This window comes from Marinomonas sp. NPDC078689 (assembly GCF_044542435.1).
Classification (GTDB): domain Bacteria; phylum Pseudomonadota; class Gammaproteobacteria; order Pseudomonadales; family Marinomonadaceae; genus Marinomonas; species Marinomonas arenicola.
The window spans coordinates 138,208-164,351 of record NZ_JBITUJ010000002.1 but is presented as its reverse complement, the minus strand read 5'-3'; the positions used below and the strand labels follow the sequence as shown (position 1 = coordinate 164,351).

Below are 26,144 nucleotides of genomic sequence, written 5' to 3'. Positions count from 1 at the left end.
GGGCTGCGGGCGATTCTTTTCTGAGCTCTTATGCGAATAGGTAAGTGTCTAGGGCCAGTACCTCTCTTTCAACCGTGCTATGAAGGCGCTCTACCTTGCTTAAGTCACTGCTGCCTAGCGCCGCAATTAACGGCAAAAAATGCTCTGGAGTAGGGTGATTAAAGCGTGCAAAAGGCGCTTCTTCTTCATAATTCAATAGGGCATCAAGGTCTTTGTTGATCAGTTTTTCATGTACCCAATCCGTGAAGCTGGTCACCATGGCTACGCGGTTTTCGGTCGGCTTACGGTTAAATACTTCTTTTAAATTATGACTAACGCCGCCAGACCCAATGATCAAAATGTTATCGTTTTTTAATGCCGCAACGAGCTGACCATAAAGGTAATTCTGCTGTGTGCCTAAGCGACTGTTAATCGAAATTTGCACGATAGGAATATTGGCCTTTGGGTACATCAATCTAAGGGGAATCCAGACCCCATGATCCCAGCCTTGTGTGCTGTCTAATATTGGGTTTAAGCCAGCCTTTTCAAAATAAGACGCAATTTCCTGAGCCAATAGAGGCGCGCCTGGTGCTTTATATTGAATGCTATAAAGCGCCTTAGGAAAACCGTAAAAGTCATGGATCGTTTCAGGGTGTTGGCCGGAAGTAATAACGATGTCGGCGCTCAGATCAAAATGGGCAGAAAAAACAACAATCGCTTTGGGGGTCGTTAATTCTTGCCCTAGTTGGCTCAAAAACACAGAAGTGTCACTGACTTCCGAAGCCATCATTGGGGAGCCATGAGAGATAAAAAGCGTTGGCTGCTGGATCATTCTAAAGTCTCTTTATAGATATACTGTGGACGATCGCATTGTGTGCGATCATGATGCGGACATGGTATTGCTTATCTGATTGAAGATAAATTGCTCTGCTGTTGAATTATTGACAACGATTTGTTGTTAATTTAGACGATTATTTTCTCCTGATAAGCTGCTTAGGCTTGTGCTTTTCATCATCACGCGCTAAATGTTATGGGTTATCATTAGGCATTTAAATAGATTGTCAAACGCTGTATCTGCAATCGTGTATCAATAATCTTTCTATGGAGTAGAAGTATGATTAGTATCGAGCAGATGGCGATGGTGTTAGAGGCCTTACCAGACCCTGCTTTTGTGTTATCGCGAAGTGGTAAATACGTGGCTGTATTTGGAGGTCATGACGAGCGTTATTATCACAGCAGTGAGGGCTTGATGGGGCTGCGTATTGCTGACATGGTGTCGGCTGATAAGGCCGCGTGGTTTTTAGAGCAAATTGAACTGGCGTTAGAAACCGAAGCACTTTTGATTAGAGAGTATGAACTCAGCATTAAAGAAGTGAATACGGATGTTGAAGACGGGCCGCTGAACCCAATTTGGTTTGAAGGGCGTATTCAGAAATTGAATTTTGTGGTGGATGATGAACCTGTCGTGCTCTGGATGGCGAGCAATATCACTGAGCGGCATGATATGGAAGCTAAGTTGAGGGAGTTGAGCGATACGGACCAGTTAACGGGACTGTTTAATCGCAGAAGGTTAGAGCGTGACTTAATGACCCATTACCGCACCTTTGTAGAGAGTAATAAGCCCACTTCAATTTTAGTCTTTGATCTTGATAATCTAAAAACCATTAATGACACCTTGGGGCATTTTGTTGGCGACGAAGTGATTATGGCGGTTGGGCACATTTGTCGAGGTAGCCTGAATAATGATGGAATGGCTTGTCGCTTTGGTGGGGATGAGTTTGTGATTGCGTTGCCGAATATTGAACTGGCACAAGCGATGGTGTTTGCAGAACTCTTGCATGGACGTTTTGAAGCACATTTTAATCGTTTTTTTGCCAAAAGCCTCGCCTCTGTGATTAGCGTGAGCATTGGTATCGCAGAAATCATCCCCTCCGATACGTCCTATGAAACGGCATTGAAGCGAGCCGATGATGCGTTATATCAAGCAAAGCGCGCTGGAAAAAATAGAACAATGATGGGGTAAAGGCCCGTATCCTCTCTCTTCACGACCTGCTTTCTAGTGTTTCGCACCATGACTTAGCGTAATGCGGCCTCACATGTAAATATCCCTTTTATTTGGCCAATTCAGCTGACCAATCCCTTTTACAAATGATGCCTCTGACGTCATGCTTAGCGCCCTTAATATCTCTCTAGGAAAGCGTTGTTTTTATGTGGGTCTTTATCACTTTGTTTGCGGCAGCGTGCCAGTCGGTTCGCACCGCTTATCAAAATACTTTGGCGAAGGAAGCGGGCTTTTTGCACGCGACTATGGCCCGATCGTTATATGCTTTGCCTCTGGTTACTGGTTATTTATTGCTTTGTATTGTGTTGTTTGGTGGTGTTTCATTGCCAACTGGGTCCGCATTTTTTATTGCCGCCACTATATGTGCGTTGGCACAAATCATGGCGACTTATTTCATGCTCCGAGTGTTTCAGTCTGGCAGCTTTGCCTTGGGTACTTTATTAGCCAAGACTGAGGCTGTATTGGCGGCCTTAATAGGCTTGCCCATTTTGCATTATGGCTTATCGGCAATGGCATGGTTAGGCATAGGTTTTGGTGTGTTTGGTGCCCTGGTGATGAGCATTAAATGGAAGAATTTAGCGAACATTCACCGCGATGTGTCTTTTGTATTTGGTTTGGGAAGTGGGCTTTGCTTTGCCATTACTTCTGTTATGGCTTCCTTGGCGAGTCATTCATTTGACGGTTCTATTATGACCAGTGCAGGCGTCACCTTGCTGTATGTTCTCCTGTTGCAATCGGCTATTTTGTGTGGCCTTCAGATTGTCAAAAGTCGTGACCTTATGACACCCTTTAGAAAAAGCCGAAAGCTAAGTTGGAGGGTTGGAATAATGAGTGGTTTAGGATCAATTGGTTGGTTTACTGCGTTTGCTTTAGTCAATCCAGCGATGGTGAAAACTCTAGGCCAGTTAGAGATTTTAGGCACTCTATATTATTCTAAATATCGCTTCTCAGAAAAAATGAACATGCGACAATGGTTTGGTGGCGCTATGATTGTGCTCAGCGTTATCTTGGTAACCGCCGCCACGATAAAGTAATAACGATTGCTAGAAAAAAGGGTTTGAAGACTATCTTCAAACCCTTTTTTTGCCTGCGTCAGTGTAAACGGCTTAGGTGCTGAATTCGTTGCTTATTTAACGCTAAAAGTTAAAGGGGACATATAGCGCAATACCGGGAAAGAAATAAACCAGTAATAAGCAAAGAAGCATTATTACTATAAATGGCCAAACCCCTTTTATTATCTCCGATGATCGCCCACCAGAGACTGACTGTATGACGAATAAATTCAAACCTACGGGAGGGGTTATTAAAGCGCACTCTATCATTATGACAAAAATAATGGCGAACCATATTGGGTCAATGCCTAATAATCCGAGTGACGGATAAAGCACAGGCATCATAATCAATAACATAGAAACAGACTCTAAAAAGAATCCCATTATTAATAGAATAAAACACACTGCCGCAATAAATAAACCCACTTCAGAGATATTTTCACTGACTAACATGGAGATATCTTGTGGTATTTGATACAGGGTAATGGCTTTACTAAATACCTTGGCGCCGGCAATGATTAAGAAGATAGTCACCGTGTGCTTCATCGTATTCATCGCGGCGGCTTTGAATTTCTCGACACTGAAAGTTCTCATCAGAATCACAATAGCAAGCGAGACTGTCACGCCAACGCCAGCAGATTCTGTTGGTGTGAAAATACCAGTATAAATACCGCCAATGATGATGGTTGCCAAGAAAATAGTCGGTAATGCTCGCAAGGTGGCAGACTTACGTTCTGCGCTAGTGGCTTTCTCGCTGGCGATATAGTCTTTGCTGTATCGAGCGTAAAAAAGACAATAAAGAATAAACCCTGAAGCCATTAACAAGCCAGGCACAATACCCGCGAGAAAAAGGTCCACAATAGATTCTTCTGTGATCACCCCATACACAATCATAGGAATAGAAGGGGGGATTAAAATACCTAAGGTGCCACCTGCCGCGATTAACCCGTAGACAAAGGGGCGGTTGTAGCCTCGCTCTGTCATTTCATTGATGGCAATGCTTCCGATGGTTGCAGCTGTTGCGACGGATGAACCGGAAATAGCAGAAAATATGGTGCAGGACGCGATGGTAGCGATACCAAGACCACCAGGCCAATGACCTACCCAAGATTGAACCGCTCTAAATAAATCCCGACCAACACCACCTTGAAGCAGTATATTCGACATCATTAAAAAGAGAGGGACAGACAAAAGAATGAAGCTATCGAATGAAGAGTAAATAGCCATGGGTGCCATTATTGGCGAAAAACCGCCATAAAGAAGCATGGCAAGCCCAATGCCTCCCAATGAAAATGCAACGGGAATACCCATCAATAAGGTCACGACTAATAAACTTAACAATAAAACAATGGTCATTATAGTGAGACCTCTTGATGGTTTTTATACTCTCTGGTGAATAATAAAATCATCTCCAGAACAGATTGTAGCGTGAGTAATCCAAAGCCAATGGGAATGGCGGATTTTGTTATCCAAAGAGGAAGTCCTAGCATGCTTGCAGAGGCTGCACCGATAGAAATGGAATCCACAACTAACTGGTAACCGTAATAAGAGATGACTCCAGAGAAAAAAGTAATGGAAAGAAGAGAGAAGAAGTCAGATATTTTTTTGGCTTTTAATCCCAATAAATTCGTTAAGAAATCAATTCGAATCAAGGTTTTATTTTGCAGCGCCCAACTTGCACCTAAACAGGTGGCCCATATTTGACACAGCAAAGAAATATCTTCTGACCAAATGGTGGGGGCGGTAAAAATGTATCGAGCGACTACTTCATAAGTAATTATGATCGTAATGGCAACATAAAAGACAGCAGAGAGACGGCCACAATAGGTTATTAATTTATAATTTAATCGAACCCATAAAGCAGGATCATGTTCTCTACTTTCAGTAGAGTCTGTGTGTTTTTCTTCGGTGTTAGGCATTACCATGCTCCTAAGCAAGAAAATCGCTGCGAGCAATTAAACGCTCGCAGCGGGCGTTAAGTATTAAAGATTTTCAGCCGCTTGAAGAACTTTGGCGCCAAGTGGGCCAGAGTTTTTAAGGTACGTTTCTTGTACCGAGGTAGTCGCTTCTTTCCACTGTGCAATGTCATTATCGTCTAGGCGAATGACGGTCATGTGCTTTTCTGCATCCGCAACGGCATCGCTTTCAATTTTCTTAATTTTATTGCGCAGCTGGACCTCAACATCGCGAGCGGCTGATGAAATGATTTTTTGATCGCCAGCGGATAAAGATTCCCATGTTTTTTCATTGATGATGGTCATGAATTCAATATCCGCGTGGTTTGTTAGCGTCAGATAGTCCATCACTTGATACAGTTTTCTTGGACCAACGGCAGATACACCCGTCATACCGGCATCAACCGTGCCTCTTTGATAGGCGAGGAACTGTTCTGAGCCTGACATGGAAGTTGGCGCGCCGCCAACCGCAGTGACAAATTCTCCCAGTGTTTTACCGAACACTCGAACTTTCATTCCTTCCATATCTGCAGGGTGTTTGATGGCTTTTTTCTTCGAGAGAAGGGCGACGCCACCATAGGCTTGCCACCACAGTGGGCGAACACCTGTTTTTAAAATGGCATCGTCTAATAAGCTTCGTACTGGGCTGTCTGGTTGAGTGGCTTCTTCAACTTTGTCTTGGCTTGGGAACATAAAAGGAACGTAAAAAATGTCTACCGCTGGGATAGTGCCGGCTAATTGAGATAGGCTTATTACGCCCATTTCAATGGCGCCTGAACTGACTGCCTGATGCACTTCACTGTCTTTAAATAATTGTGCGGAAGGAAATATTTTAACTTTAATATCACCTTGGCTTTTTGCCTCGACTTCTTTTTTGAAGTCCATAAGGTTCTTTCCAAGATGGTGAGTCAAGGGTAGCTGTAAAGAGATTCTAAGCGTAGTTTCTGCAGCAGCGGAGAGTGAGAAAGTCAAAGCAGAGGTTAATAACCCAGCGGTTAATAAAGTTTTGTAATTCATGATTTTGTCCTGTTTTTATTATAAATCATTAATGTTTTTTTTATATTTGGAGCATTTTTAATATTGTGACATTCTCCTTTTAAGTTCAATGACACTTTCTGATAGAGGTCGTGTCTCTGTCCTCAAACCTGCTTTAGCCACTTGCCCCGAAATATCATGTCCTAATAAATCGGGTAATTCTCGAGCTATTTTTAATAATGCCAATAAGTCGACGCCAGTATTTAATCCAATGGACTCTAGCATATGAACTAAATCTTCCGTACAAATATTACCTGTTGCTCCAGGAGCGTAAGGACAGCCGCCAATTCCACCTAAGGATGCATCTAATTGTTCTATTCCTGCATTTAGTCCAGCGATGGCGTTGGCGAGTCCCATACCACGAGTATTATGAAGGTGCAGAGTGGTTTCAAGAGAAGGAAAAATGTCTTTTATCTGGGCGCATAATTCGTAGACTTGTCTTGGCGATGCCATGCCTGTGGTGTCCGCTACAGAAATACTTTGAATACCAATATCTAGGTATTTATGTATTGTATCAATGACATTTTGAGGAGGTGTAATACCTTCAAATGGGCAGCCAAAAGACGTGGCTAATGAAGCATTTATCCTAATATTACTCCCTTCTAAGCGTTTCACTATCTGTTTAAATTGCAATAACGACTGATCGCATGTCATGCGCATATTCGCCAGATTGTGAGATTCACTGACAGACATAACCAAGTTTACTTCATCAACTTTACTTGCCAGCGCTCTTTCTACGCCTCTTTCATTTGGAACGAGTGCCACATAGGTCACCGCCGGATTACGATTAATACCTGCTAATACTTGCTCCGCATCACGTAGATTAGGAATGGCTTTGGGCGAAACGAACGAAGTAACTTCTATTTTATTTAGCCCCAATAAAGAGAGTCGATTAATCATGTCGATCTTCTTCTCTGTGGGAATGAATATATCCTCACTTTGGAATCCATCTCTGGTCGCGACTTCATTAATAAGCACGTTAGCTGGGAAGTTTTGTGTGAACATAAACACCTCTTAAATAACGCCATTTGTGCGTAGTAATTCGACATTTTCAGCGTCAATGCCAATGGAGTTTAAGATTTCTTCTGTGTGTTCTCCCAATTTTGGGCCTAACCATTTTGTTTTTCCTGGTGTCAGACTTAACTTTGGTACAATGCCGGGCAAAGAAATCGTATCGCTTTCAGAAAGAGGGTGTTCGACGATCATTTCTCTGGCGTGAAAGTGGGGGTCATTAAAAATATCTTCTGCATTGTTGATGCCACTAGAAGGGACGGCAGCGTTTTCTAATACCGCTAACGCTTCTTTTAATGGCAGGGTCGATGTCCATGTTTGAATGGCGATGTCTAATTCATCTGAGCGTTTAGCACGGCCATCATTTTGGGCTAAGTCAGGGGCGTTTGCTAAATCGCTGCGTCCTATTGCATTCATGAAGCGTTTAAAAATGCTATCACTGTTGGCGGCAATAACTATATAGCGGTCATCTTGTGTGGTGTAAGAACCCGATGGCGCTATACCAGGCATGCTGGCGCCGGTTCGTTCTCGAATAAAACCAAACATCCCATATTCTGGTATCAAGCTTTCCATCACGCCAAATACTGATTCATAGAGTGCCACATCGATAAATTGACCTGCGCCATTATTGTTTTTCAGGTGGTGCATGGCCATCATGGCGCCAATCACACCGTAAAGAGATGCCAGCGTATCCCCAATGCTGACACCCACGCGCACAGGGGCGCGATCTGGATAGCCAGTCAGGTGGCGCAAGCCGCCAATGGACTCAGCGATGGCGGCGAATCCAGGGCGTGAAGAATAAGGGCCGTCTTGACCATAACCAGAAACCCTTAACATAATGAGTTTTGGGTTTATGGCGGACAATTGCTCCCAGCCGATATTCCATTTCTCAAGTGTGCCTGGGCGAAAATTCTCAATGACTATGTCTGCATTTTTAACCAAATCTTGAATGATTTTCTGTGCTTTTTCAGACTTTAGATTTAGCGTGATGGACTTTTTATTTCGACTTTGTGAGTACCACCACAAGGATGTGTCTTTGTACATTTTTCGCCATTTTCTGAGCGGGTCGCCGCTGCCTGGAGGCTCTACTTTTATGACTTCAGCGCCAAACTGGGCCAATATGCTACCGGCATAAGGGCCAGCGATAAGAGACCCAAGCTCTAAAACACGAACCCCTTTTAATGGCAGTTCTGTGGTTTGCATGTCCGTAGATTGATTTTCAGTAGCGGAATGTTGATGATCCATTGTTGCCTACCTTTACAGCTATTTTTATTATTTGATAGGATTATCATCTTCCAAAGAGGCGTTTGGTTAAAGAATTGATATGTTAGGCCGCCATCTCATTAGGAGATGGCTGGAAAGGGGGGTTATGTTGTTCGTAAATGATCCAAGAGATAATAAGCCGCATCGAGTAGTTCATTTGAGTTTCTGATGCACAGTTTTAAATCTCGGTGCGCCCATTCATCTAATAACGGGATAGCTTCAATTCGAGCGGTTTTAATATAAGGGCGAGCAATGTCGATAGGCATTAAGCCAATACCCAAACCGGATTCGACCATGCTACATAGGGCTTCGTAGTTGGTGACTTGTATGAGCATATTCAAGGGAGTATTGGCTGCAAAAGAGGTTTTAAGCATTTGGTTATTGATTGCGCTGCCAGTATGCAATCCAACATAGGCGTAATCTAATGTGTCGACAAACATGACGTCTTTTTTTAGGTTGAGTGGGTGGCCTATTGGGGTAATAACAACCAGACGATCTGTTTTGTAAGGGTAAATAGAAAGGTTAGGGTAGTCATCTGAAGCTGTGCTCACAATACCAATGTCCGCTTCATTTTCAGCCACGGCTCTAATGATTTCGCTGCTGATCTTCTCCTCTAAATGAATTTGAACAAGAGGGTGTTTATTTAAAAAGGAACGCAATTGTTTCGGAAGAAACTGACTGATCGCTGAAATATTAGCCACCATACGAACTTGTCCTTTTACCCCGTGGGAAAAATCGTTCATTTGGTCGTATATATCATCCAGCTGATTTAACACGCCTCTTGAGAGGTTGATTAGTGTTCTTCCTGCTGGTGTTGGCTTAATACCTCTGTTGTTTCTCATAATAAGAGGCGTGTGAAGTAAAATCTCTAATTCTTTTATGCGTTTTGAAATGGCGGATGCGGCAATATGGTTGACTTCGGCTGCGCGTGAAATGGAACCTTGTTCGATGACACTGATGAACAATCTCAATGATTCGGGAGATATGCGCATGACTCTATTCCTTTTTATACTCTCTATGCCAGTGTGAGATAAACATTTCCTGTGACAGCAACATCGAGAACGATGGGTTAGCACAATGTTATATCGCGTTCGCTATTTTTTGGATTTAGATTACAGGAAGTGAAGCGGTTTAGTAACGCGATAAAACGCATTGAGTGTTTTTTCTGCGTGATTACTAATAGTGTTTAGTGTGAGTTTATCGGGAGAGGGATATTAAGGCTTGGTGGTTCATCACTAAACAATGCTTTAAAGATAAAAAAGGGTTTGAAGATTGCCTTCAAACCCTTTTTTAATGCGTTTTAGATTAACGGATTAAACGGTAAACTCGTTGCAGAGATTGGTGTCCCATTTTTCTAAAATGGCTTGGTAATCATTGCCTTGTGCCAATAGGAAATGCAGTTTGCAAAAGGCGGCTTCTAGCGTCATGTCATAGCCACTCAACACCTTCATGGTGGACAGTATGGAACCGGCGGCATAAGCCCCTTGTGAAACACCACCATGCAAGCACTGGGTTAGATTAACCACGACTTTTTTGCGCAACAAGGTTTCGCTCAAGAAGTCCAAAAATGCGCTGTTTTGGTCCGGTACGTTGCCCGCGCCGTACGTCATCAAGACAATGGCTTGGCAATTCTCATCGTCTAACAAGCTTCGGTACATAGAGATTGGCTGGCTCGGATGAAGCGTCAATACGGCCACCGCGCCTTCTTTGAAGGTCAAAGCTCTTTCTGAGAGAGGTTGCGGATTTGCCTCTTGGGGCTTATCGAGCATGCGCTCGGAGTGCAATTGCATGTCGATGGCAATTTCACCGAGTAACTCATCATTGGGGGTGGCGAAAGCTTTGAAGCGTCCGCTGCTGACTTTTTGAACGCGATTGCCGCGCATCAGCTTGCCATCAAATACCAGACTGACGTCTGTGATTGGGTGGCTGCACGCCAAAGATAAGGCTGCTTGCAAGTTACTGGTTGCATCGCTGCGGTTCATGCCGAGCGGTATTTGTGAACCTGTGACTAGGACATTTTTATCGCACGCACCCAGCATAAAAGACAAGGCAGAGGTGGTGTAAGCCATGGTGTCTGTGCCATGAAGAATGATAAAACCATCGTAATCCTGCCAATGAGTGGCCAGGGTGGTCACCAACTTGGTCCAACTGCTCGGCGTGATGTTCGCACTGTCGATTAAAGGGGAGAGCTCAAGTACCTCAAAGCTTGGTAAGTCTGGCAAGCTTGCGCCCATCGCCATTTCAATGCGTTCTTGTAAGCCAGACGCAGGGGCTAAGCCCTGGTCTGTCTGTACCATGCCGATGGTGCCACCGGTATAGAGAATTAAAACTTGAGATTTCATACGCCAACCTTACTAGGAGATAGCATGGATTTCGGGTCTAAAAGCGTGTTTAGCTGCTCTTCTGACAACAGGTTCTCTTCAATCACTAATGCTCTGACCGTGCTGCCTGTATTGAGGGCGGTATTAGCAATGCGAGACGCATTAGCGTAGCCGATATGAGGAACAAGTGCAGTAATAATACCTATGCTATTTTCAACATGCCCAGCACAGATGCTTTCGTTGGCTTTAATGCCTCGAATGCAGCGATGTTCCATCATATGGCAGGCTTCTTTCAGCATTTTCAATGAGTTGAGCAAGTTATAAATGATCATAGGTTCCATTGCGTTGAGCTGCAATTGACCCGCTTCGGCAGCCAGTGTAACCGCCAGATCAGAGGCGATAACTTGATACGCAGTCTGGTTCATGGCTTCTGGAATCACCGGGTTTACTTTACCAGGCATGATAGAAGAGCCAGGTTGCATGGCAGGAAGATTGATTTCACCAAGACCGGTGCGAGGTCCACTAGAAAGCAAGCGTAGGTCGTTGCTCATTTTGCTTAGCTTAATCGCGAGGCGTTTTAAGATGCCAGAGAAGAACACAAAAGCGCCCATGTCGGAGGTTGCTTCGACTAGGTTACTTGCAGGCACCAATGGTTTGGCTGAAATCGTCGCCAGTTTCTCAACGACCAATTTAGCGTAGCCTTCTGTGGTGTTGATACCTGTACCAATCGCGGTACCACCAAGGTTTACTTCACAAAGTAGGGCGCAGGCTTCGCTGATGCGGTCGATGTCTTCACCAAGTGTTACCGCAAAGGCGTCGAATTCTTGGCCCAGTGTCATTGGTACCGCGTCTTGCAGTTGAGTACGGCCCATTTTGACAATGTGTGCGAACTCTCTGCCTTTTTCTTCTAGTGCTTCTTTAAGGGACGCTAGGCTAGGCACAAAGTTATCGGCAGCAAATTGAATGCCAAGGCATGCCGCTGTTGGGTAAGCGTCGTTGGTGGACTGTGAGCGGTTTACATCGTCATTTGGGTGAAGGTATTTGTATTCGCCTTTTTCATGGCCCAGTTTGCCCAAGGCAATGTTGGCGATGACTTCATTGGCGTTCATGTTCGTTGATGTGCCTGCGCCGCCTTGAATAACGTCCACAATAAATTGATCGTGGTGATCGCCTTGGATTAAATCCTGACAAGCAAAGACGATGGCGTCGGCTTTTTCCGCAGACAGTAAGTTCATTTCTTGGTTCGTACGAGCGGCAGCGGCTTTGACCATTGCAAGCGCTTTAATTAACTCAGGAAAGTGTGAAATAGGAACGCCGGTAATAGAGAAGTTCTGTGCCGCACGCTGAGTCTGGATGCCATACAAAGCATCAGCGGGAACGTCCATATTGCCAAGTAAATCGTATTCAGAGCGTGTCGTCATTTTTCTAGTCCTCATTACCGAAAAAGAGAACCACACCTTAGAAATTAAGGTGTGGTATGGGGGTATTACTTCGTACTTTTGTTGATTTCAGGCCAAGCGTCTTTATCCAGATCCAGCTCAGGGAATTTCGCAGAGTCAAAGCTTGGCTGTGCAACCCCTGCTTTGACTTGGTCGTCGTAATCCTTGGTAACAGATCGTGCTTTTTTGAACAAAAGCGCCAGTGCTAGCAAGTTAGCCAGTGCCAGTAAGCCCATGGTCAAGTCGGCAAAAGAGAATACTGTGCCTAGGTTTAATACGGCGCCAATACAGCATAGGAAAAGGATCAATACGCGAAAGCCATTCATTAACCAAGGGTTGTTCTTGTCTTTGGTTAGGTAGCTTAAGCTGTTTTCGCCTAGGTAGTAGTTGTACAAAACGGTACTGAAGCTAAACAGTAATAGAGCAATGCTGACAAAAATTCGGCCGGTTTCACCAATGTGAGTGGCCAAGGACGCTTGTGTTAATGCAATGCCATCAGCCGCAGAGACAGTGCTTGGGTCATAGGCTGTGCCTAAAAGAATGATCAGCGCAGTACATGTACATAATAGGATGGTGTCAATGAACACGGAGAAGGCTTGCACCACACCTTGACTAGCAGGGTGAGGAACATAAGCAACCGCCGCCACGTTTGGCGCGCTGCCTAGACCGGCTTCGTTGGAGAACAGTCCGCGTTTTACACCCATCAAAATGGCCGCGCCGACGCCACCGCCAATAGCAGGGCCTATGCCAAAGGCACTTTTTACAATCATCATTAGGGTGTCAGGAATGGCGGTGATGTTCATTGCTAAGACCACAAGCGCGATCAGCAAGTAGCCGCCAGCCATGACGGGCACCAGTACTTCCGCAACTTTTGCAATGCGTTTTACACCACCAAAAATAATCATCCCAACCACAATGGCCAAACCAATGCCGCTGTAAGAAAGCGGGATGCCAAATGCGTCTTTAAGGGAGTTGGCGACAGCGTAAGATTGCAATGCGACGAACGCAATACCAAAGGTCGCTAATAGCAAGATGGAGTAAATAACGGCAAGCCATTTCCATTTTGTACCAAGGCCTTTTTCGATGTAATAAGCAGGACCGCCACGGTAAGTGCCATCAGGCTCTGCCTTTTTGTAAATTTGCGCTAAGGTACACTCGATGAAGCTGGTTGCCATGCCCATTAGGCCAACCACCCACATCCAAAAGATCGCGCCAGGGCCACCTAAGGTAATCGCAACCGCAACACCGGCAATGTTACCGCCGCCAACACGACCAGCAACAGACAGGATTAGTGCTTGGAAAGAACTTAAATGACCGTCTGTTTCATGATGACGAGCAGTTAGGATTGAGAACATTTTACCGAAGTAACGAAACTGGATAAAACGAGAGGCCAGAGTGAACCAGAGACCCAGTCCAATAAGAACGGCTATTAGGATTTTACTCCATAAAAGATCGCTTAGAAGGGAAAGCATGTGTGTGCTCCTATAAAGGAATGTATAAACTATTTTTATTCAAATTCAGCGAGGGCTAATTGAACAAGAGCTGATGCCTGTTAGATAGTTTGTGACTTGTTACTATTTGACGCTAGTTGATGCTAATAAGGATTCAACTTGCACTATTCTTAGGTTCGGCTTTGGTTTTTTTTGCTTTAGAATGGGCGCCCTAAATTTGGGGAGAGTAAAATTGGTTATGAGTGATGACTTTAAAGATAACTTGCGATTGTTATGCAGTTATTACAAATCGACGTCGGAAGTGTGTCGTCGGTTGGGCATTAATCGGCCTCAGTTTAATCGCTATTTAAGCGGTACAAATCGACCTTCGGCAAACACCATGCGTCGCTTTTGTGAGTTTTTTGGGGTCGAGCATCACGAGATTGTGTTGCCACATCATCAGTTTTTGCAGTTGGTGCAAATGCGACCGGCGTCGCAAGTACAGGGCAGTCGTACTTCGGTTGAGGTGGCGCATCTGGATAAGCTGAGTGAGCTAGGCCAAGGCGGCCTAGAAAAGTATTACGGGTACTATTACGAGTACTATTTTTCGATGGCGCACCCAGGGAATATATTGCGTACCTTGATCTGCATTGAAGAACGCGATGGCAAAGCGTTTTATCAAAGAACGGAACGCTTATTAGAAGAAGGTCGGAGCAAACCGTTTCATAACCTTTATAAGGGGATGGTGCAGTTTCTTTCTGATCGTATTTTCTTGATGGATTACGAGTCGTTAACCGGTGTGGAGATGACGCAAACGATTTTGTTCCCTTCGTTTAAGAATCGGGTCGATCGTTTAAATGGTTTGCGCTTGGGGGTATCAGGGAGTGGCGAGAGAATGCCATGCTGCGCCCGCGTGGTGTATGAGTACCTTGGGCTGCAAGTGGACCATTATAATGCGCTAAAACTGTGTGGTTTGTACGACAAAGACAGTGCGGAGATTGATTATGGGATTCGTCAGTCTATTAAAAACCAAATGGCGCCCGATGAATGGCATTTCCGGGCACGTTTTTAGTTCGTCTTTTGTGAAAAGGCAGGAAAAATAATAAACAGGAGCGACTAGGCTTGGTTGTCGTCAGTCGCTTCTGTTGTTTGGCTTTCTGTGTTTTCTACTTCGCCATTGCTGATTGCCGCGCTTTCCGCTTCCAGCTTCGCTCTTTCCGCTTTCGAAATGTACTTGGCTTTGGCTTTCTTCGGATTCACCTTCAGATTGGCTTGTTTCATGCGCTTATCATAGATGTCTTTGATTTTTTTGCGACGATTCATAGTGCAGGTTCCTAATGCATGATTATTGAACATTCCATTAAGGAACGAAAAAAAAAGCCCTGATCGAAGATCAGGGCTTTTTATGTTGGTACCAGTAGGCGGACTCGAACCGCCACACCCGAAGGCAACGGATTTTGAATCCGTCGTGTCTACCAATTCCACCACACTGGCCTTGAAAAAGGTGAGGCGTATCTTATATGAAATAAATCTCCTGTCAACACTCACTTCGCCTTTTTTTGATTATGTTTCAGGTATTTCTTTATGGTCGTACCTTTTTCGGTGGAAATTCGCTAAAATGCTGGGTCATTTTTTCTAGGTCGTTTTCTTTATCATGCGAGTTTCTGATTACCACTTTGACTTACCAGAAAAACTAATTGCTACCTATCCGATGCCGGATAGAACCGCGAGCCGATTGCTGCACCTTGATGGGGTGAGTGGGGATCTGGCGCATTTGCAGTTTCCTAATATTCTAGACTTGGTTCGCCCTGGCGACTTAATGGTCTTTAATAATACGCGGGTTATTCCTGCGCGCGTGTTCGGACAAAAAGAGTCCGGCGGCAAAATTGAAATATTGATTGAGCGTATCGTGGGCGAGAAAGAAGCCCTCGCGCACATTCGAGCCAGTAAATCACCAAAGCCTGGCAACAAATTGATTCTTGGGCAAGACAAAGGCGAAGCCATCGAAGCGGTGATGGTCGATCGATCAGGGCCTTTGTTTCGCGTCTCGTTCGCTGAGCCGGTTTTGGATGTGTTGGCGCGCATAGGGCATATGCCATTGCCGCCTTATATAGAGCGTCCTGACGAAGACAGCGACCAAGAGCGCTATCAGACGGTTTACAATCAAAAGCCTGGCGCTGTGGCAGCACCGACGGCAGGATTGCATTTTGATGAAGCCTTATTAGAGCAGCTCAAAGCCAAAGGGGTTGAGACGGCTTTTGTTACCTTGCACGTAGGGGCAGGCACTTTTCAGCCTGTCAAAGTGGAGGATGTGAAAGATCACATCATGCACGCTGAGTATGTGGAAGTGGAAGACAGCGTTGTTGAGCAAGTAAGGGCAACCAAAGCCCGCGGCGGTCGAGTGATTGCGGTGGGTACGACAAGTGTGCGAAGTTTGGAGTCGGCCAGCCAAAGCGGTGAGCTTCAGGCGATGAAAGACGACACCAGTATTTTTATCTACCCAGGCTACCAGTTTAAAACCGTTGATTGCATGGTGACGAATTTCCACCTGCCAGAATCAACGCTTATTATGTTAATCAGTGCATTTGCTGGTTACGATCACGTGATGGCGGCGTATCAGTCGGCTGTCGAAAATGAATATCGCTTTTTTAGTTATGGCGATGCCATGTTTATTACGCGAAATGAGCAGGCCAAAGGCCCGCAGAGTGAGGAATAAGACGTATGTCAGATAAGCGTCCAGAATGTTTTATGGACTTTGACCTTCACACAACATCAGGTAAGGCGCGTCGTGCAACGCTGACTTTTCCTCGAGGTAAAGTGGAAACGCCAGCGTTTATGCCGGTAGGTACTTACGGTACCGTAAAAGGGATGTTGACCAAAGACATTGAAGAAATTGGTGCCGATATTATTTTAGGTAACACGTTTCACCTTTGGTTGCGCCCAGGCACTGAAGTGGTGAAGGCGCACGGTGACTTGCATGACTTTACTCAATGGAAAAAACCGATTCTAACGGATTCCGGTGGTTTTCAGGTTTTCTCTTTGGGTGAGATGCGTAAGATTACCGAAGAAGGGGTGAGTTTCCGTTCTCCAATTAATGGGTCTAAAGTCTTTTTGAGTCCTGAAATTTCTATGCAGGTGCAAAAAGACTTAGGCTCTGACATTGTGATGATTTTCGACGAATGTACACCTTATCCTGCGACGCCTGAGCGTGCTGCGGATTCCATGCGCATGAGTCTGCGTTGGGCGCAGCGTTCGAAGAAAGAACATGGCGACAGCCCATCGGCGTTGTTCGGTATTATTCAGGGCAGCATGTACGAAAACCTTCGCGATGAATCCTTAGAAGGCTTGGTAGACATCGGCTTTGATGGTTATGCCATTGGCGGTTTGTCAGTGGGTGAGCCAAAAGACGAAATGATGAAGGTGTTGGATTATGTGACGCCGAAAATGCCAGAAGACAAGCCACGCTATTTGATGGGGGTTGGTAAGCCAGAAGATTTGGTGGAAGGTGTGCGTCGCGGTGTCGATATGTTCGATTGCGTGATGCCAACGCGTAATGCGCGTAATGGCCATTTGTTCACTTCTGATGGCGTTGTGCGCATTCGTAATGCCTCAAATCGTCACGATACAGCCCCATTAGATAAAGAATGTGATTGTTACACTTGTAAAAACTTTTCTCGGTCTTATTTACATCATTTGGATAAGTGTCAGGAAATGGTCGGTGCTCAATTGAACACGATTCATAACTTAAGGTATTACCAAACGCTTATGGCGGGATTGCGTCAAGCGCTCGATGAAGGTAGATTTGACGCCTTTGTTGATGAGTTTTATGCGAAGCGTGGCATGGAAACGCCACCTTTGAGTGAATAATAATCAATTTATAATGGCTGCTCATAAAAGAGTGGCCCACAGTTTCATAAACCATTGGAGAGTTTAACACCATGATCTCATTGATCTCATCCGCGTACGCGGCAGATGCAGCACCAGCTAGTGCTGGCATTTTCAACCTAGTGTTGCTTGGCGGCTTTGTCGTTATCTTTTATTTCCTTATGTGGCGCCCACAAGCAAAACGTACTAAAGAGCATAAAAACTTGATTGCTTCTTTGGCAAAAGGAACGGAAGTGGTAACAGGCGGCGGCGTACTAGGTAAAGTATCTCGTGTAGATGATAACTACGTTGTACTAGAAGTTGCTGAGAACATCGAGATGAAGTTCCAAAAGTCTTCAGTAGCGGCTGTGCTACCTAAAGGGACGTTGAAATCCATCTAACCTTCCCTGAAAAGCGCCTTTCTTAGGCGCTTTTCTTATTTTAGTTTGTCTTAATTTTAGGTGTAAGGGATTTTTCATGCTCAACAAGTACCCCTTGTGGAAGTATTTGCTAATTCTTCTTGTATTGGCGTTAGGGGTTATCTACGCCGTACCCAACTTGTATCCGGATGATCCGGCGTTGCAAATTTCCACTCAAAAAACAACGACTGTCGTTGATGAGCGCACATTAGAAAAAGCAAGAGAGGCGCTTTCTGACGCCCATATAAATTTGAAAAAAGCAGAGCTGACCTCTGCTGGTGGTACCTTGCGCTTCAATAGTGGTGAGGACCAATTAGCGGCTAAGCCAGTTGTGGCTGCTGCGTTAGGTGATGGTTATGTGACGGCATTGAACCTTGTTCCAACGACGCCAGATTGGCTGTCGTCTATTGGTGCGGGTCCTGCGAAACTTGGCTTAGACTTACGTGGCGGTGTGCATTTCTTGCTTCAGGTTGATATGCCAGCGGCGCTTAAGCAGAAGCTGGACGTGGCTTCCAGTGAAATGAAAGCCGCGCTGCGTAAGGAACGTGTTCGTTACCGCAGTGTCAGCATTGACAATGGCGTGCTCTCAATTCGTTTCTTGCAAGAAGCGGATCTTGATAAAGCAGAGTCGCTGTTGAAAGATCAATTCAATGAGTACGTTTACAGTACGCGCCAAGACGGTTCGGACTTCTACTTGGACGCAGGCTTTACAGATGCGTCACGTAAAAGCATCGAGTCTTATGCGATCCAGCAGAACTTAACCACATTACGTAACCGTGTTAACGAGTTGGGTGTGGCTGAGCCGTTGGTGCAGCGTCAGGGTAGCGATCGTATTGTAGTGGAATTGCCTGGTGTGCAAGATACTGCAACAGCAAAACGTATTATCGGTGCGACCGCCAACCTTGAGTTCCATCTGGAAGCTGGATTGGATGATAAGGGTGGCGATGTTGAAACCTTGAACTTCCGTAATGGCAGTGGCCGTACGGCGCGTTTAGACAGAGACATTATTATCACTGGTGATAGCGTGTCTGATGCGAGCTCTTCTTTTGATGAAAATGGCCGTCCTCAAGTGAACATTAGCTTGGATTCTAAGGGTGGTCAGAAGATGGCGAAAGTCACGCGTGCGGCAGTAGGTCGTAACATGGCGGTTGTCTTCATTGAGCACAAATCACGGGTTCGCTTTGTTAAAACAGATGGCAAACTGAAAGAAGTTCGTAAGAGCTACAGTGAAAAAGGCATCATTTCTTTAGCGACCATCCAAACCACCTTGGGTAATTCGTTCAGGATTACTGGTCTTGATAGTTCACGCGAATCGTCTGAGTTGGCATTGCTGCTTCGAGCGGGTGCGTTGGCGGCGCCAATTTACTTCGTAGAAGAGCGTACCATTGGGCCAAGCTTGGGTGCTGAAAACATTCATTTAGGTATGGTTTCTGCGCAGATTGGTTTGTTGGTTGTGATGCTGTTTATGTTGGCGTATTACCGACTGTTTGGTTTGTTTGCGAACGTTTCTTTGATCTTGAACGTGGTTTTATTGCTCGCTTGTATGTCGGTTCTAGGGGCAACGTTAACGCTTCCGGGGATTGCAGGTATCGTGCTGACCATGGGGATGGCGGTGGACGCCAACGTGCTCATATTCTCTAGGATCAAAGAGGAGTTGGCGAGCGGAACCCCGAGTCATCAGGCGATTCATTCCGGCTTTAACCGTGCCTTTACGACCATCTTTGATGCCAACATTACGACCTTGTTGGTGGCGATTATCTTGTTCGCCGTCGGTACTGGGTCAGTGAAAGGCTTCGCGGTTACTTTGTCGCTGGGTATTCTTACGTCCATGTTTACGGCGATTGTCGTGACGCGTGCACAAGTTAATCTTGTTTACGGCGGACGTGCTAACAAGAAACTGTACATTTAAGGAGAAAGCCATGAAAGTGACAAAAATTCCATTTATGGCGATGCGTAAAGTCGTGGCCTTGTTCTCGATTACGCTGATCCTTATTTCTATTGCCTCTTTGGCGACCAAGGGTATTAAGTTTGGTTTGGACTTTACCGGCGGTACCTTGATTGAGGTGTCTTATCAGCAAGCGCCGCAGCTTGATGAGGTGCGTGGTCTGCTGGATAAAGGCGGCTACAGTGACGTTGTTGTGCAGAACTTTGGTTCACCAACGGATGTTGTTGTGCGCATGGCAAATGCTTACACGCCAGAACTGGGTGGTCAGGTATTGTCTACTCTTGAAGACAACGGCAATGTGTCTGTGTCTTTGAAGCGTTCTGAATTTGTGGGTGCACAAGTGGGTGAAGAGTTACGAGAGCAGGGCGGCTTAGGTATGTTGCTGGCGCTGTTGATCGTGATGATTTACGTTGCGGTGCGTTTCCAGTTTAAGTTCTCATTGGCATCGGTGATTGCCTTGGTTCACGATGTGACCATTACATTGGGTTTCTTCTCTTTGTTCGGTTACGAATTCGATTTAACCGTATTGGCGGCGATTCTTGCGCTGATTGGTTACTCGTTGAATGACACCATTGTGGTCTGTGACCGGATTCGGGAAAACTTCCGTATTCTGCGTGACATCAAGCCTTATGACTTGATTAACTTATCGATCAACCAAACGCTGGGACGTACTATTATCACGTCCTTAACCACCTTGTTTACCTTGTTTGTGTTGTTCTTCTACGGTGGCGAGTCGATTCATAACTTCTCGCTAGCGCTCTTGTTCGGTATTCTTATCGGTACGTACTCTTCTATCTTTGTGGCGGCGAACTTGCTGCTCACGATGAAGGTAACCCGAGAAGATCTTATTCCTGCACCAAAAGAGCAGTTAGAAGACGAGTTGCCATAGCATTACTGCGTTGCGGGCACTGTGCCGCGACGCTTGTTTTCAAGGCAGCCTGTTTCAAGGTTATCCTGTTTGAGAGTCAAAAAAAGCCTGCTTATTGCAGGCTTTTTATTGTCTAAAATCTAGTGTCGCAGCGTCAATGGCTTATTTGATGGTGCCAAATGGCATGCCCATGGTGGTTGGGGTTTCTGCTTGCAGGCTTTCTTCCCAGTTCACGGCGTCTTTGCCAAATAATACAATGGCCGTAGAGCCTAGCTTAAAGCGGCCCATTTCTTCGCCTTTCTTAATCACTACGTCATTAAGGGCGCTGTAATCCCAAGTCACCACATTTTTGTTAAAAGGGGTAACTTGGCCTGCCCAGACGGTCTCAATGCTGGCCACTATCATGGCGCCCACAAGAATCACGGCCATGGGGCCTGCTTCGGTATCAAATAGGCATACGGTGCGTTCGTTACGAGCGAAAACGCTGGGTATCTGCTCGGCCGTTACCTTGTTGACAGAGAACAGCTTGCCAGGGATGTGGATCATCTTGGTGAGTTTGCCTGTTAGAGGCATGTGCACGCGATGGTAGTCTTTTGGCGACAAATACACGGTTGCAAAAGAGCCGCCTAGAAATTGATCGGACAAAGCGGCATCGCCACCCAATAAGCTTGTAAGGCTGTAGTGATGACCTTTGGCTTGCAATATGGTGCCATGCTCGATGTTGCCAAGCTGGCTGATAGCGCCGTCAGCCGGGCAGGCAATGCTGTTGCTTTCTTCACTGATAGGGCGAAGCTCAGGGCGAATTGCGCGGGTGAAGAAATCATTAAAATTGCGATAAGACAGTGGATCACTGTTGATCGCTTGAGACATGTCTACTTGGTATTTTTTAATAAATTGAGTAATGAAGGTGTTCTTAACCCAAGATGTTTCGCATTCTGCAATTTTTCCTATCACTCTGGAAAGGGTTTTTTGAGGTGTTATTTGTTGCGCGAACGCAAAAAGTTGATCTTTGGTCACAAGTTTTTCCTAGTCTAAAGTGTCTTTCTTGGGTTGTGGCTAATCAGCATCACAATCTTTTTTAAATTTGAATAATCTTTATCGTTGAAGCCATTCGATGTGGTTAGCCAAAAAATGCCAGTTTCCGTTTCTGATATCGGTGTGGACGCGAGTATTAAATGGCCATTTTGATCAATAAGGCTGTCTGCTAGATAAGGAAGGTCGTTTATCAAGTCCGACAATGTGCTTCCTTGGCAGTGAATAGCAGAACGTTTTTGGATCATTTTTTTAAACAGTGACGATGGCATGTTCCATTTTACATTTTTGATGATGCTAACGTCTTGCCCATATTGCATGGCGGGGCTGATTTTACCGTCGGTGTGCTTGAGTAAAATAGCCTGCTGGGCATTGGGTATGGTGAGTTTAATGGTTTTAAGGGCTAGATTCAGTTTTTCTTTTGTTTTTAACGCCGGATTGCTCAGTTGTGTTTTGAGCTTATCCATTGCAGACCTGGGAATGTGAGCAGGCGTTGCTTTTTTAGTGCGAACTGGTGAGTACAGAGTGGGCGATAATAGCTGACAGGCAAGTGGCACTTTGGCGGTGTGTAGATAAAGGGTCGCGGCCTCAGCACAACCTAGATGGGCGTTCTGGATTGCTTTGCCTAAGTAATCGTGGGTGATGGTGGCAATCACGCGGTAGTAAAAATGCAGCGTGTTGCCTTGCCAGCCGTGCAATAACGCCTCTTGGATGAGCTTGTTGGCACAATAAACAAACATTAACGGGCTGTTTGCTAAGATCGTTAGTCGTTTGTCTTCGATAAAACCTGGAAGCTGATCGGGGGTGTGGCTGAGCCTTGCTAATGTTTTGAGCTCTTCGTTGCTGGGCACATGGCTGGTTAGAAAAGACTCTATAATAGCGCGAGGCGCGTTCCAGTATTTGCACATGTGCACGGTGATTTCATCAATCCGACAGCCGAGTACGCTTATTTCTGCTTGGGCGGCGTTTTCGCCTGCGGCAAGTTTGCTTTGTAGGCGTTCCATGACAGGGTAGGCAAAAAACCACATTAACCAGCGCGGTGTGTTTCTAAAAAAAGTTATCCAAAAGATCTCTTCGTGCTCGGTGCTTTTTCCGCTGGCCCAGCGATTGGCGATGCCAGCGGCTTCGTAGCTGGTTTGTATCTCTTGCAAGAAGGCGACGTGGGCTGGATTGCTGTTAGAGTGTGTGTAGGGCGACAGGTCTGTAAAGCTCTGCTTGATGCCGTTCATGCCAAGCATGGAGCCTGCGTGATAAGGGTTTTTTATCTCGCCGCGTTTGTTTGGGATGATTTTGTTTGCTTGATTAAGCAGAGCAAAGGCGACAAGTGGCTCTCGTTTGATTTTTGTTTGTAGGTTTTCAATGGTAGCATCTGGATGCGATATGTGTTTCTTTAAGCTCGCTAAGTTTTCGGACCTAACAGGTAGCTTGTGATCCTTAAGAAAACGTAGCCATTTGTTGAGGCCGTAAGGTGACTTGTCTTTCATAGGTCGCTGCATTAAAAGCTCTAAAATACTTGATTCCATTAATCATACTGTATATTTATTAAAGAGCATACTTTGTCATATTAAGGAAGAATATATGTTTGCGTTAGCGGGCATGCTGATTGTTATTATCAGTGTAGTAAGTGGCTATCTAGCATCGCACGGTAATATGGCTGTTCTATGGCAGCCGTTTGAAATTCTCATCATTTGTGGTGCCGCTTTGGGTGCATTCATGATGGCGAACCCTTTCTCCTTGCAGAAAAAAGTACTTTCTATGGCGCCTCAGGTGATTACCGGGAGCCGTCATAATAAAACATTTTATCTCCAGCTTTTGGGGTTGATCTATTCTTTGTTTCAGAAAAGCCGTCAAGATGGCTTCTTGGCCATTGAGGATGATATTGAGTCGCCTTTCACGAGTGAATTATTTGCTCGCTTTCCTGATGTGTTGAGGGATCACGAGATAGTGAACTTCTTAACCGATAATTACCGCATATTCACGCTAACCGGGCTTCCTGCTTATGAGCTTGAAGCGATTATGGATTCTGAGATCGAGCAAATTGGTGAAGAGCTGTTGGCGCCGAGTCATGCGGTGAATCGAGTGGCGGAGGCCTTACCTGGGTTTGGTATTGTGGCCGCGGTGTTGGGGATTGTCATTACTATGGGGTCGATTGGCGGTCCTATGACTGAAATAGGCAACCATGTGGCGGCGGCGTTGGTGGGAACCTTTTTGGGTATTTTCTTTGCTTATGGGTTTATTGGCCCAGCTTCTGCGCATTTGGAAAATTTAGGGGCTCATGAGTTAAAAGCCTACTTGTGCATTAAGTCGTGCTTGATTTCTGTTGTGTCAGGTTACGCGCCACCGGTTGCTGCTGAAACCGGCCGTAAGTTATTGCCGCCAGAAATGAGACCAAGCTTTATTGAGCTGTCTGACCAATTGAAACAGTACCGATGAGTGCATCGCGGTTGATGGAAGTGGAGGCTGTTTTATGGCGGTAGGTTCTGGCGACATCATCATTCGTCGCGTAAAAAAAGTCAAAAAAGGCGGTCATCATGGCGGGGCTTGGAAAATAGCCTTAGCGGATTTTGCGTTGGCCATGATGGCTTTTTTCTTGGTGTTGTGGGTGATCAACGTTGCCTCTCCTCAAGAGTTGGTGGTGATTCAAGGTTATTTTAACGACCCTCTTGGGCAGTCAAAGTCAGGCTTTAGTGCTGAGCCGATTGATTTAGGCGGCAGTCCGGCAAAAAGTACGGAAAAGAAGTTGGACCTTGATTTGCCTGACCCAGGAAGTACAAAAGAGTTGAATAAGCAGACAGAAAAAGCCAAAGACGACAGTCAGAAAGAGCTGGAGGAAATGAACCGAACGCTGCAGGCAGATCTTAAAAATATGAATTTAAGCAACGCCTTAATGAACAATATTCGCATTGAAATTACCCCTCAAGGGGTGCGGATTACCTTGTTGGATGATCCAGATAAGCCAATGTTTGAGCGCGGCAGTGCGCAGTTTATTCCAGACTTTGAAAACATCTTGCTGAGTATGGCGCCTATTTTTGCCAAGGTGAGTAATCCTATTACGATCACTGGGCATACGGATTCGGTAAAATTTGGTGGTAATGGATTGGATAACTGGGATTTGTCTTCGCGTCGAGCCAATGCCGCCAGAAAAATCTTGGAAGAAGGCGGAGTGGAGGATCGTCGAGTGGCGCAAGTAATCGGTTTGTCTGATACGGTGCCGTACAATCGAGTGGACCCAAATAGCCCAGAAAACCGTCGTATTAGCATTACATTGCTGACCGATTCCGCTTATAAAACCTTGTTAAAGCGCAATGAGCTGAATTACGGCCCAACGATTAAGCAAGCAGATTTGAAGTTGTCGCCTGAGTCTGTTTTCTAAGCAGAGGGTTGCTTAGGAGTGCTGGGTGATAAAGCATAATGCCTTCGTTTAGAAGGCGTTATTGTCTCGGATGGACTGCTTGATTCTTAGGTAGCTTTCGAAGCGGTGTTGCTCTATTTCGCCTTTTTCAAGGGCTTCTAGAATAGCGCAGCCAGGCTCTTTTTCATGGGCACAGTCTCTAAATCGGCAATAGCCAATGTGCGGACGAAACTCAATGAAACCATTTAACAATTCGTCTTCTGAAATATGCCACAAACCAAATTCCCGGATACCAGGTGAGTCGATAAGATCTCCCCCTTTAGGCATGTGGAATAGGCGAGCCGCCGTTGTGGTGTGAACGCCTTTCTTTCTTTTTTGCGACAATTCCCCGACCGTGATGTCCACGCCAGGCAGCAATGTGCTGATTAAAGAGGATTTCCCCACTCCAGACTGACCAACAAAGACGCTGGTTTTGTTTTGCATAAAATCGTATAGGGATTCCATGCCAGCTTGATTGGAAATTGACGTGCGAATGATTTGGTAGCCGAGCTTCTCGTAGGTGCTCATTAACGTGTCGAGCCCAGCTTTGTTTTTCTCGTTGATCAGGTCGCTTTTGTTGAGCAAGATAACCGGTGGAATGCCCACTGTTTCTGCGGCGACCAAATAACGGTCGATCAGGTTCGCGTGCGCTTCTGGTTCAACGGCAATCACAATGACAATGTGGTCTATGTTGGCGGCCACGGGTTTGAGTCGGCCGTGCATGTCCGGACGAGACAGGGAGGTAACGCGAGGGGTGGTCGCAACCACAACACCGCCTTCGTTCTGTTTTGGACGCCAAATCACCTTGTCGCCAGTAACGAGCTGGCCTAGGTTAGCGCGCAAATTACAGCGTGTCGCGACGCCTATGAAAGGTTCTTGGATACCCTCAACTTCCACCTGGGTGCCAAAGTGCGACAAGATAATTCCGCTTGTCTCTGGGCCAAGATCTGACGACTGTAAGACCTCTTCGGCGCGCTCATCGCGCTTTTGTGTGCGTTCTACACGTTCTTTTTGAATTCTTTCAATTCGCCAAGTTTGTTGTTTGGTTAGTTTTCGCTTCGACATTAGATTCGACTGG

The 26,144-nt window shown here is 45.6% G+C and carries 24 protein-coding genes and 1 tRNA gene; 10 read left to right on the top strand and 15 right to left on the bottom strand.

Annotated features, from left to right (window positions below; genetic code table 11):
• Positions 1-28 precede the first annotated feature (28 nt).
• Positions 29-811, bottom strand: coding sequence for a DODA-type extradiol aromatic ring-opening family dioxygenase (locus ACIGBN_RS03915; protein ID WP_396663750.1), 783 nt, complete (start codon positions 809-811; stop codon positions 29-31).
• Positions 812-1,093: 282 nt separating this feature from the next.
• Between ACIGBN_RS03915 and ACIGBN_RS03910 the strand changes: the two genes are divergently transcribed.
• Complete coding sequence (locus ACIGBN_RS03910; RefSeq protein ID WP_396663748.1) at positions 1,094-2,002, top strand: GGDEF domain-containing protein; 909 nt, start codon at positions 1,094-1,096, stop codon at positions 2,000-2,002.
• Between the two features lie 185 nt (positions 2,003-2,187).
• Positions 2,188-3,075, top strand: coding sequence for an EamA family transporter (locus tag ACIGBN_RS03905; RefSeq protein ID WP_396663746.1), 888 nt, complete (start codon positions 2,188-2,190; stop codon positions 3,073-3,075).
• Between the two features lie 102 nt (positions 3,076-3,177).
• Here ACIGBN_RS03905 and ACIGBN_RS03900 read toward each other — a convergent pair whose 3' ends face one another.
• From ACIGBN_RS03900 to ACIGBN_RS03860, 9 genes are all read right to left on the bottom strand, one after another.
• Complete coding sequence (locus tag ACIGBN_RS03900; protein WP_396663744.1) at positions 3,178-4,449, bottom strand: TRAP transporter large permease; 1,272 nt, start codon at positions 4,447-4,449, stop codon at positions 3,178-3,180.
• The gene (locus ACIGBN_RS03895) at positions 4,449-5,012 is read right to left on the bottom strand and encodes a TRAP transporter small permease (RefSeq protein WP_341563823.1); all 564 of its coding nucleotides are present in this window, start codon (positions 5,010-5,012) and stop codon (positions 4,449-4,451) included. Before ACIGBN_RS03895 ends, ACIGBN_RS03900 begins: the two co-directional genes overlap by 1 nt.
• A 63-nt stretch (positions 5,013-5,075) precedes the next feature.
• Complete coding sequence (gene dctP / locus ACIGBN_RS03890; protein WP_396663742.1) at positions 5,076-6,065, bottom strand: TRAP transporter substrate-binding protein DctP; 990 nt, start codon at positions 6,063-6,065, stop codon at positions 5,076-5,078.
• Positions 6,066-6,122: 57 nt separating this feature from the next.
• On the bottom strand, positions 6,123-7,088 hold the full coding sequence (locus ACIGBN_RS03885; RefSeq protein WP_396663740.1) for a hydroxymethylglutaryl-CoA lyase: 966 nt from the start codon (positions 7,086-7,088) through the stop codon (positions 6,123-6,125).
• A 9-nt stretch (positions 7,089-7,097) separates the two neighbouring features.
• Positions 7,098-8,339 carry a CaiB/BaiF CoA transferase family protein gene (locus tag ACIGBN_RS03880; protein ID WP_396663738.1) on the bottom strand — a complete coding sequence of 414 codons (1,242 nt, stop codon included), beginning with the start codon at positions 8,337-8,339 and terminating at the stop codon, positions 7,098-7,100.
• 122 nt (positions 8,340-8,461) lie between these two features.
• The gene (locus ACIGBN_RS03875) at positions 8,462-9,349 is read right to left on the bottom strand and encodes a LysR family transcriptional regulator (RefSeq protein WP_341563819.1); all 888 of its coding nucleotides are present in this window, start codon (positions 9,347-9,349) and stop codon (positions 8,462-8,464) included.
• A gap of 321 nt (positions 9,350-9,670) precedes the next feature.
• Positions 9,671-10,699 (bottom strand): asparaginase, encoded by a 1,029-nt coding sequence (locus tag ACIGBN_RS03870; RefSeq protein WP_133003190.1) that lies wholly within the window; start codon positions 10,697-10,699, stop codon positions 9,671-9,673.
• Positions 10,696-12,099 carry an aspartate ammonia-lyase gene (locus ACIGBN_RS03865; protein ID WP_133003191.1) on the bottom strand — a complete coding sequence of 468 codons (1,404 nt, stop codon included), beginning with the start codon at positions 12,097-12,099 and terminating at the stop codon, positions 10,696-10,698. The genes ACIGBN_RS03870 and ACIGBN_RS03865 overlap by 4 nt, the downstream gene beginning before the upstream one ends.
• A gap of 65 nt (positions 12,100-12,164) precedes the next feature.
• Positions 12,165-13,589 carry a sodium:alanine symporter family protein gene (locus tag ACIGBN_RS03860; RefSeq protein ID WP_133003192.1) on the bottom strand — a complete coding sequence of 475 codons (1,425 nt, stop codon included), beginning with the start codon at positions 13,587-13,589 and terminating at the stop codon, positions 12,165-12,167.
• 217 nt (positions 13,590-13,806) lie between these two features.
• Here ACIGBN_RS03860 and ACIGBN_RS03855 point away from each other — a divergent pair, with 217 nt between their 5' ends.
• Positions 13,807-14,619, top strand: a complete 813-nt coding sequence (locus ACIGBN_RS03855; protein ID WP_133003193.1) for a helix-turn-helix transcriptional regulator — start codon at positions 13,807-13,809, stop codon at positions 14,617-14,619.
• A 44-nt stretch (positions 14,620-14,663) separates the two neighbouring features.
• Here ACIGBN_RS03855 and ACIGBN_RS03850 read toward each other — a convergent pair whose 3' ends face one another.
• On the bottom strand, positions 14,664-14,870 hold the full coding sequence (locus ACIGBN_RS03850) for a DUF2986 domain-containing protein (protein ID WP_396663735.1): 207 nt from the start codon (positions 14,868-14,870) through the stop codon (positions 14,664-14,666).
• Positions 14,871-14,956: 86 nt separating this feature from the next.
• A tRNA-Leu gene (locus ACIGBN_RS03845) sits at positions 14,957-15,041 on the bottom strand.
• Positions 15,042-15,201: 160 nt separating this feature from the next.
• Between ACIGBN_RS03845 and queA the strand changes: the two genes are divergently transcribed.
• The 5 genes from queA to secF all read left to right on the top strand — a co-directional run bounded on the left by queA (position 15,202) and on the right by secF (position 20,664).
• Positions 15,202-16,263, top strand: coding sequence for a tRNA preQ1(34) S-adenosylmethionine ribosyltransferase-isomerase QueA (gene queA, locus ACIGBN_RS03840; protein ID WP_133003195.1), 1,062 nt, complete (start codon positions 15,202-15,204; stop codon positions 16,261-16,263).
• Between the two features lie 32 nt (positions 16,264-16,295).
• A complete protein-coding gene (gene tgt, locus ACIGBN_RS03835; protein WP_207923373.1) occupies positions 16,296-17,414 on the top strand; it encodes a tRNA guanosine(34) transglycosylase Tgt in 1,119 nt (372 codons plus the stop codon).
• A 71-nt stretch (positions 17,415-17,485) separates the two neighbouring features.
• The gene (gene yajC / locus ACIGBN_RS03830) at positions 17,486-17,812 is read left to right on the top strand and encodes a preprotein translocase subunit YajC (protein WP_133003197.1); all 327 of its coding nucleotides are present in this window, start codon (positions 17,486-17,488) and stop codon (positions 17,810-17,812) included.
• Between the two features lie 76 nt (positions 17,813-17,888).
• Positions 17,889-19,739, top strand: a complete 1,851-nt coding sequence (secD, locus tag ACIGBN_RS03825) for a protein translocase subunit SecD (protein ID WP_133003198.1) — start codon at positions 17,889-17,891, stop codon at positions 19,737-19,739.
• Between the two features lie 10 nt (positions 19,740-19,749).
• Positions 19,750-20,664 (top strand): protein translocase subunit SecF, encoded by a 915-nt coding sequence (gene secF / locus ACIGBN_RS03820; protein WP_133003199.1) that lies wholly within the window; start codon positions 19,750-19,752, stop codon positions 20,662-20,664.
• Between the two features lie 141 nt (positions 20,665-20,805).
• Here secF and asd read toward each other — a convergent pair whose 3' ends face one another.
• Together asd and ACIGBN_RS03810 are read right to left on the bottom strand one after the other, a co-directional pair.
• Positions 20,806-21,660 carry an archaetidylserine decarboxylase gene (gene asd, locus ACIGBN_RS03815; protein WP_341563811.1) on the bottom strand — a complete coding sequence of 285 codons (855 nt, stop codon included), beginning with the start codon at positions 21,658-21,660 and terminating at the stop codon, positions 20,806-20,808.
• Between the two features lie 14 nt (positions 21,661-21,674).
• Positions 21,675-23,171 carry an HDOD domain-containing protein gene (locus ACIGBN_RS03810; protein ID WP_396663732.1) on the bottom strand — a complete coding sequence of 499 codons (1,497 nt, stop codon included), beginning with the start codon at positions 23,169-23,171 and terminating at the stop codon, positions 21,675-21,677.
• 82 nt (positions 23,172-23,253) lie between these two features.
• Here ACIGBN_RS03810 and motA point away from each other — a divergent pair, with 82 nt between their 5' ends.
• Both motA and ACIGBN_RS03800 read left to right on the top strand, forming a co-directional pair.
• Entirely contained in the window at positions 23,254-24,108 is an 855-nt protein-coding gene (gene motA / locus ACIGBN_RS03805; protein WP_133003201.1) for a flagellar motor stator protein MotA, read from the top strand.
• Positions 24,109-24,142: 34 nt separating this feature from the next.
• Positions 24,143-25,048: a flagellar motor protein MotB gene (locus ACIGBN_RS03800; protein WP_133003202.1), complete on the top strand. Its 906-nt coding sequence runs from the start codon at positions 24,143-24,145 to the stop codon at positions 25,046-25,048.
• Between the two features lie 48 nt (positions 25,049-25,096).
• Here the strand turns inward: ACIGBN_RS03800 and rsgA are convergent, their stop codons facing one another.
• On the bottom strand, positions 25,097-26,131 hold the full coding sequence (gene rsgA / locus ACIGBN_RS03795) for a small ribosomal subunit biogenesis GTPase RsgA (RefSeq protein WP_133003203.1): 1,035 nt from the start codon (positions 26,129-26,131) through the stop codon (positions 25,097-25,099).
• Positions 26,132-26,144: the final 13 nt, after the last annotated feature.

Coding starts and splice junctions, on each gene's coding strand:
- ACIGBN_RS03900 (WP_396663744.1), bottom strand. CDS start 4,449: ATGACCATTGTTTTATTGTTAAGTTTATTAGTCGTGACCTTATTGATG.
- secF (WP_133003199.1), top strand. CDS start 19,750: ATGAAAGTGACAAAAATTCCATTTATGGCGATGCGTAAAGTCGTGGCC.
- ACIGBN_RS03915 (WP_396663750.1), bottom strand. CDS start 811: ATGATCCAGCAGCCAACGCTTTTTATCTCTCATGGCTCCCCAATGATG.
- ACIGBN_RS03860 (WP_133003192.1), bottom strand. CDS start 13,589: ATGCTTTCCCTTCTAAGCGATCTTTTATGGAGTAAAATCCTAATAGCC.
- ACIGBN_RS03800 (WP_133003202.1), top strand. CDS start 24,143: ATGGCGGTAGGTTCTGGCGACATCATCATTCGTCGCGTAAAAAAAGTC.
- yajC (WP_133003197.1), top strand. CDS start 17,486: ATGATCTCATTGATCTCATCCGCGTACGCGGCAGATGCAGCACCAGCT.
- ACIGBN_RS03870 (WP_133003190.1), bottom strand. CDS start 10,699: ATGAAATCTCAAGTTTTAATTCTCTATACCGGTGGCACCATCGGCATG.
- motA (WP_133003201.1), top strand. CDS start 23,254: ATGTTTGCGTTAGCGGGCATGCTGATTGTTATTATCAGTGTAGTAAGT.
- ACIGBN_RS03910 (WP_396663748.1), top strand. CDS start 1,094: ATGATTAGTATCGAGCAGATGGCGATGGTGTTAGAGGCCTTACCAGAC.
- rsgA (WP_133003203.1), bottom strand. CDS start 26,131: ATGTCGAAGCGAAAACTAACCAAACAACAAACTTGGCGAATTGAAAGA.
- secD (WP_133003198.1), top strand. CDS start 17,889: ATGCTCAACAAGTACCCCTTGTGGAAGTATTTGCTAATTCTTCTTGTA.
- ACIGBN_RS03880 (WP_396663738.1), bottom strand. CDS start 8,339: ATGGATCATCAACATTCCGCTACTGAAAATCAATCTACGGACATGCAA.
- ACIGBN_RS03855 (WP_133003193.1), top strand. CDS start 13,807: ATGAGTGATGACTTTAAAGATAACTTGCGATTGTTATGCAGTTATTAC.
- ACIGBN_RS03850 (WP_396663735.1), bottom strand. CDS start 14,870: ATGAATCGTCGCAAAAAAATCAAAGACATCTATGATAAGCGCATGAAA.
- ACIGBN_RS03905 (WP_396663746.1), top strand. CDS start 2,188: ATGTGGGTCTTTATCACTTTGTTTGCGGCAGCGTGCCAGTCGGTTCGC.
- ACIGBN_RS03895 (WP_341563823.1), bottom strand. CDS start 5,012: ATGCCTAACACCGAAGAAAAACACACAGACTCTACTGAAAGTAGAGAA.
- ACIGBN_RS03875 (WP_341563819.1), bottom strand. CDS start 9,349: ATGCGCATATCTCCCGAATCATTGAGATTGTTCATCAGTGTCATCGAA.
- dctP (WP_396663742.1), bottom strand. CDS start 6,065: ATGAATTACAAAACTTTATTAACCGCTGGGTTATTAACCTCTGCTTTG.
- queA (WP_133003195.1), top strand. CDS start 15,202: ATGCGAGTTTCTGATTACCACTTTGACTTACCAGAAAAACTAATTGCT.
- ACIGBN_RS03810 (WP_396663732.1), bottom strand. CDS start 23,171: ATGCAGCGACCTATGAAAGACAAGTCACCTTACGGCCTCAACAAATGG.
- ACIGBN_RS03865 (WP_133003191.1), bottom strand. CDS start 12,099: ATGACGACACGCTCTGAATACGATTTACTTGGCAATATGGACGTTCCC.
- tgt (WP_207923373.1), top strand. CDS start 16,296: ATGGACTTTGACCTTCACACAACATCAGGTAAGGCGCGTCGTGCAACG.
- ACIGBN_RS03885 (WP_396663740.1), bottom strand. CDS start 7,088: ATGTTCACACAAAACTTCCCAGCTAACGTGCTTATTAATGAAGTCGCG.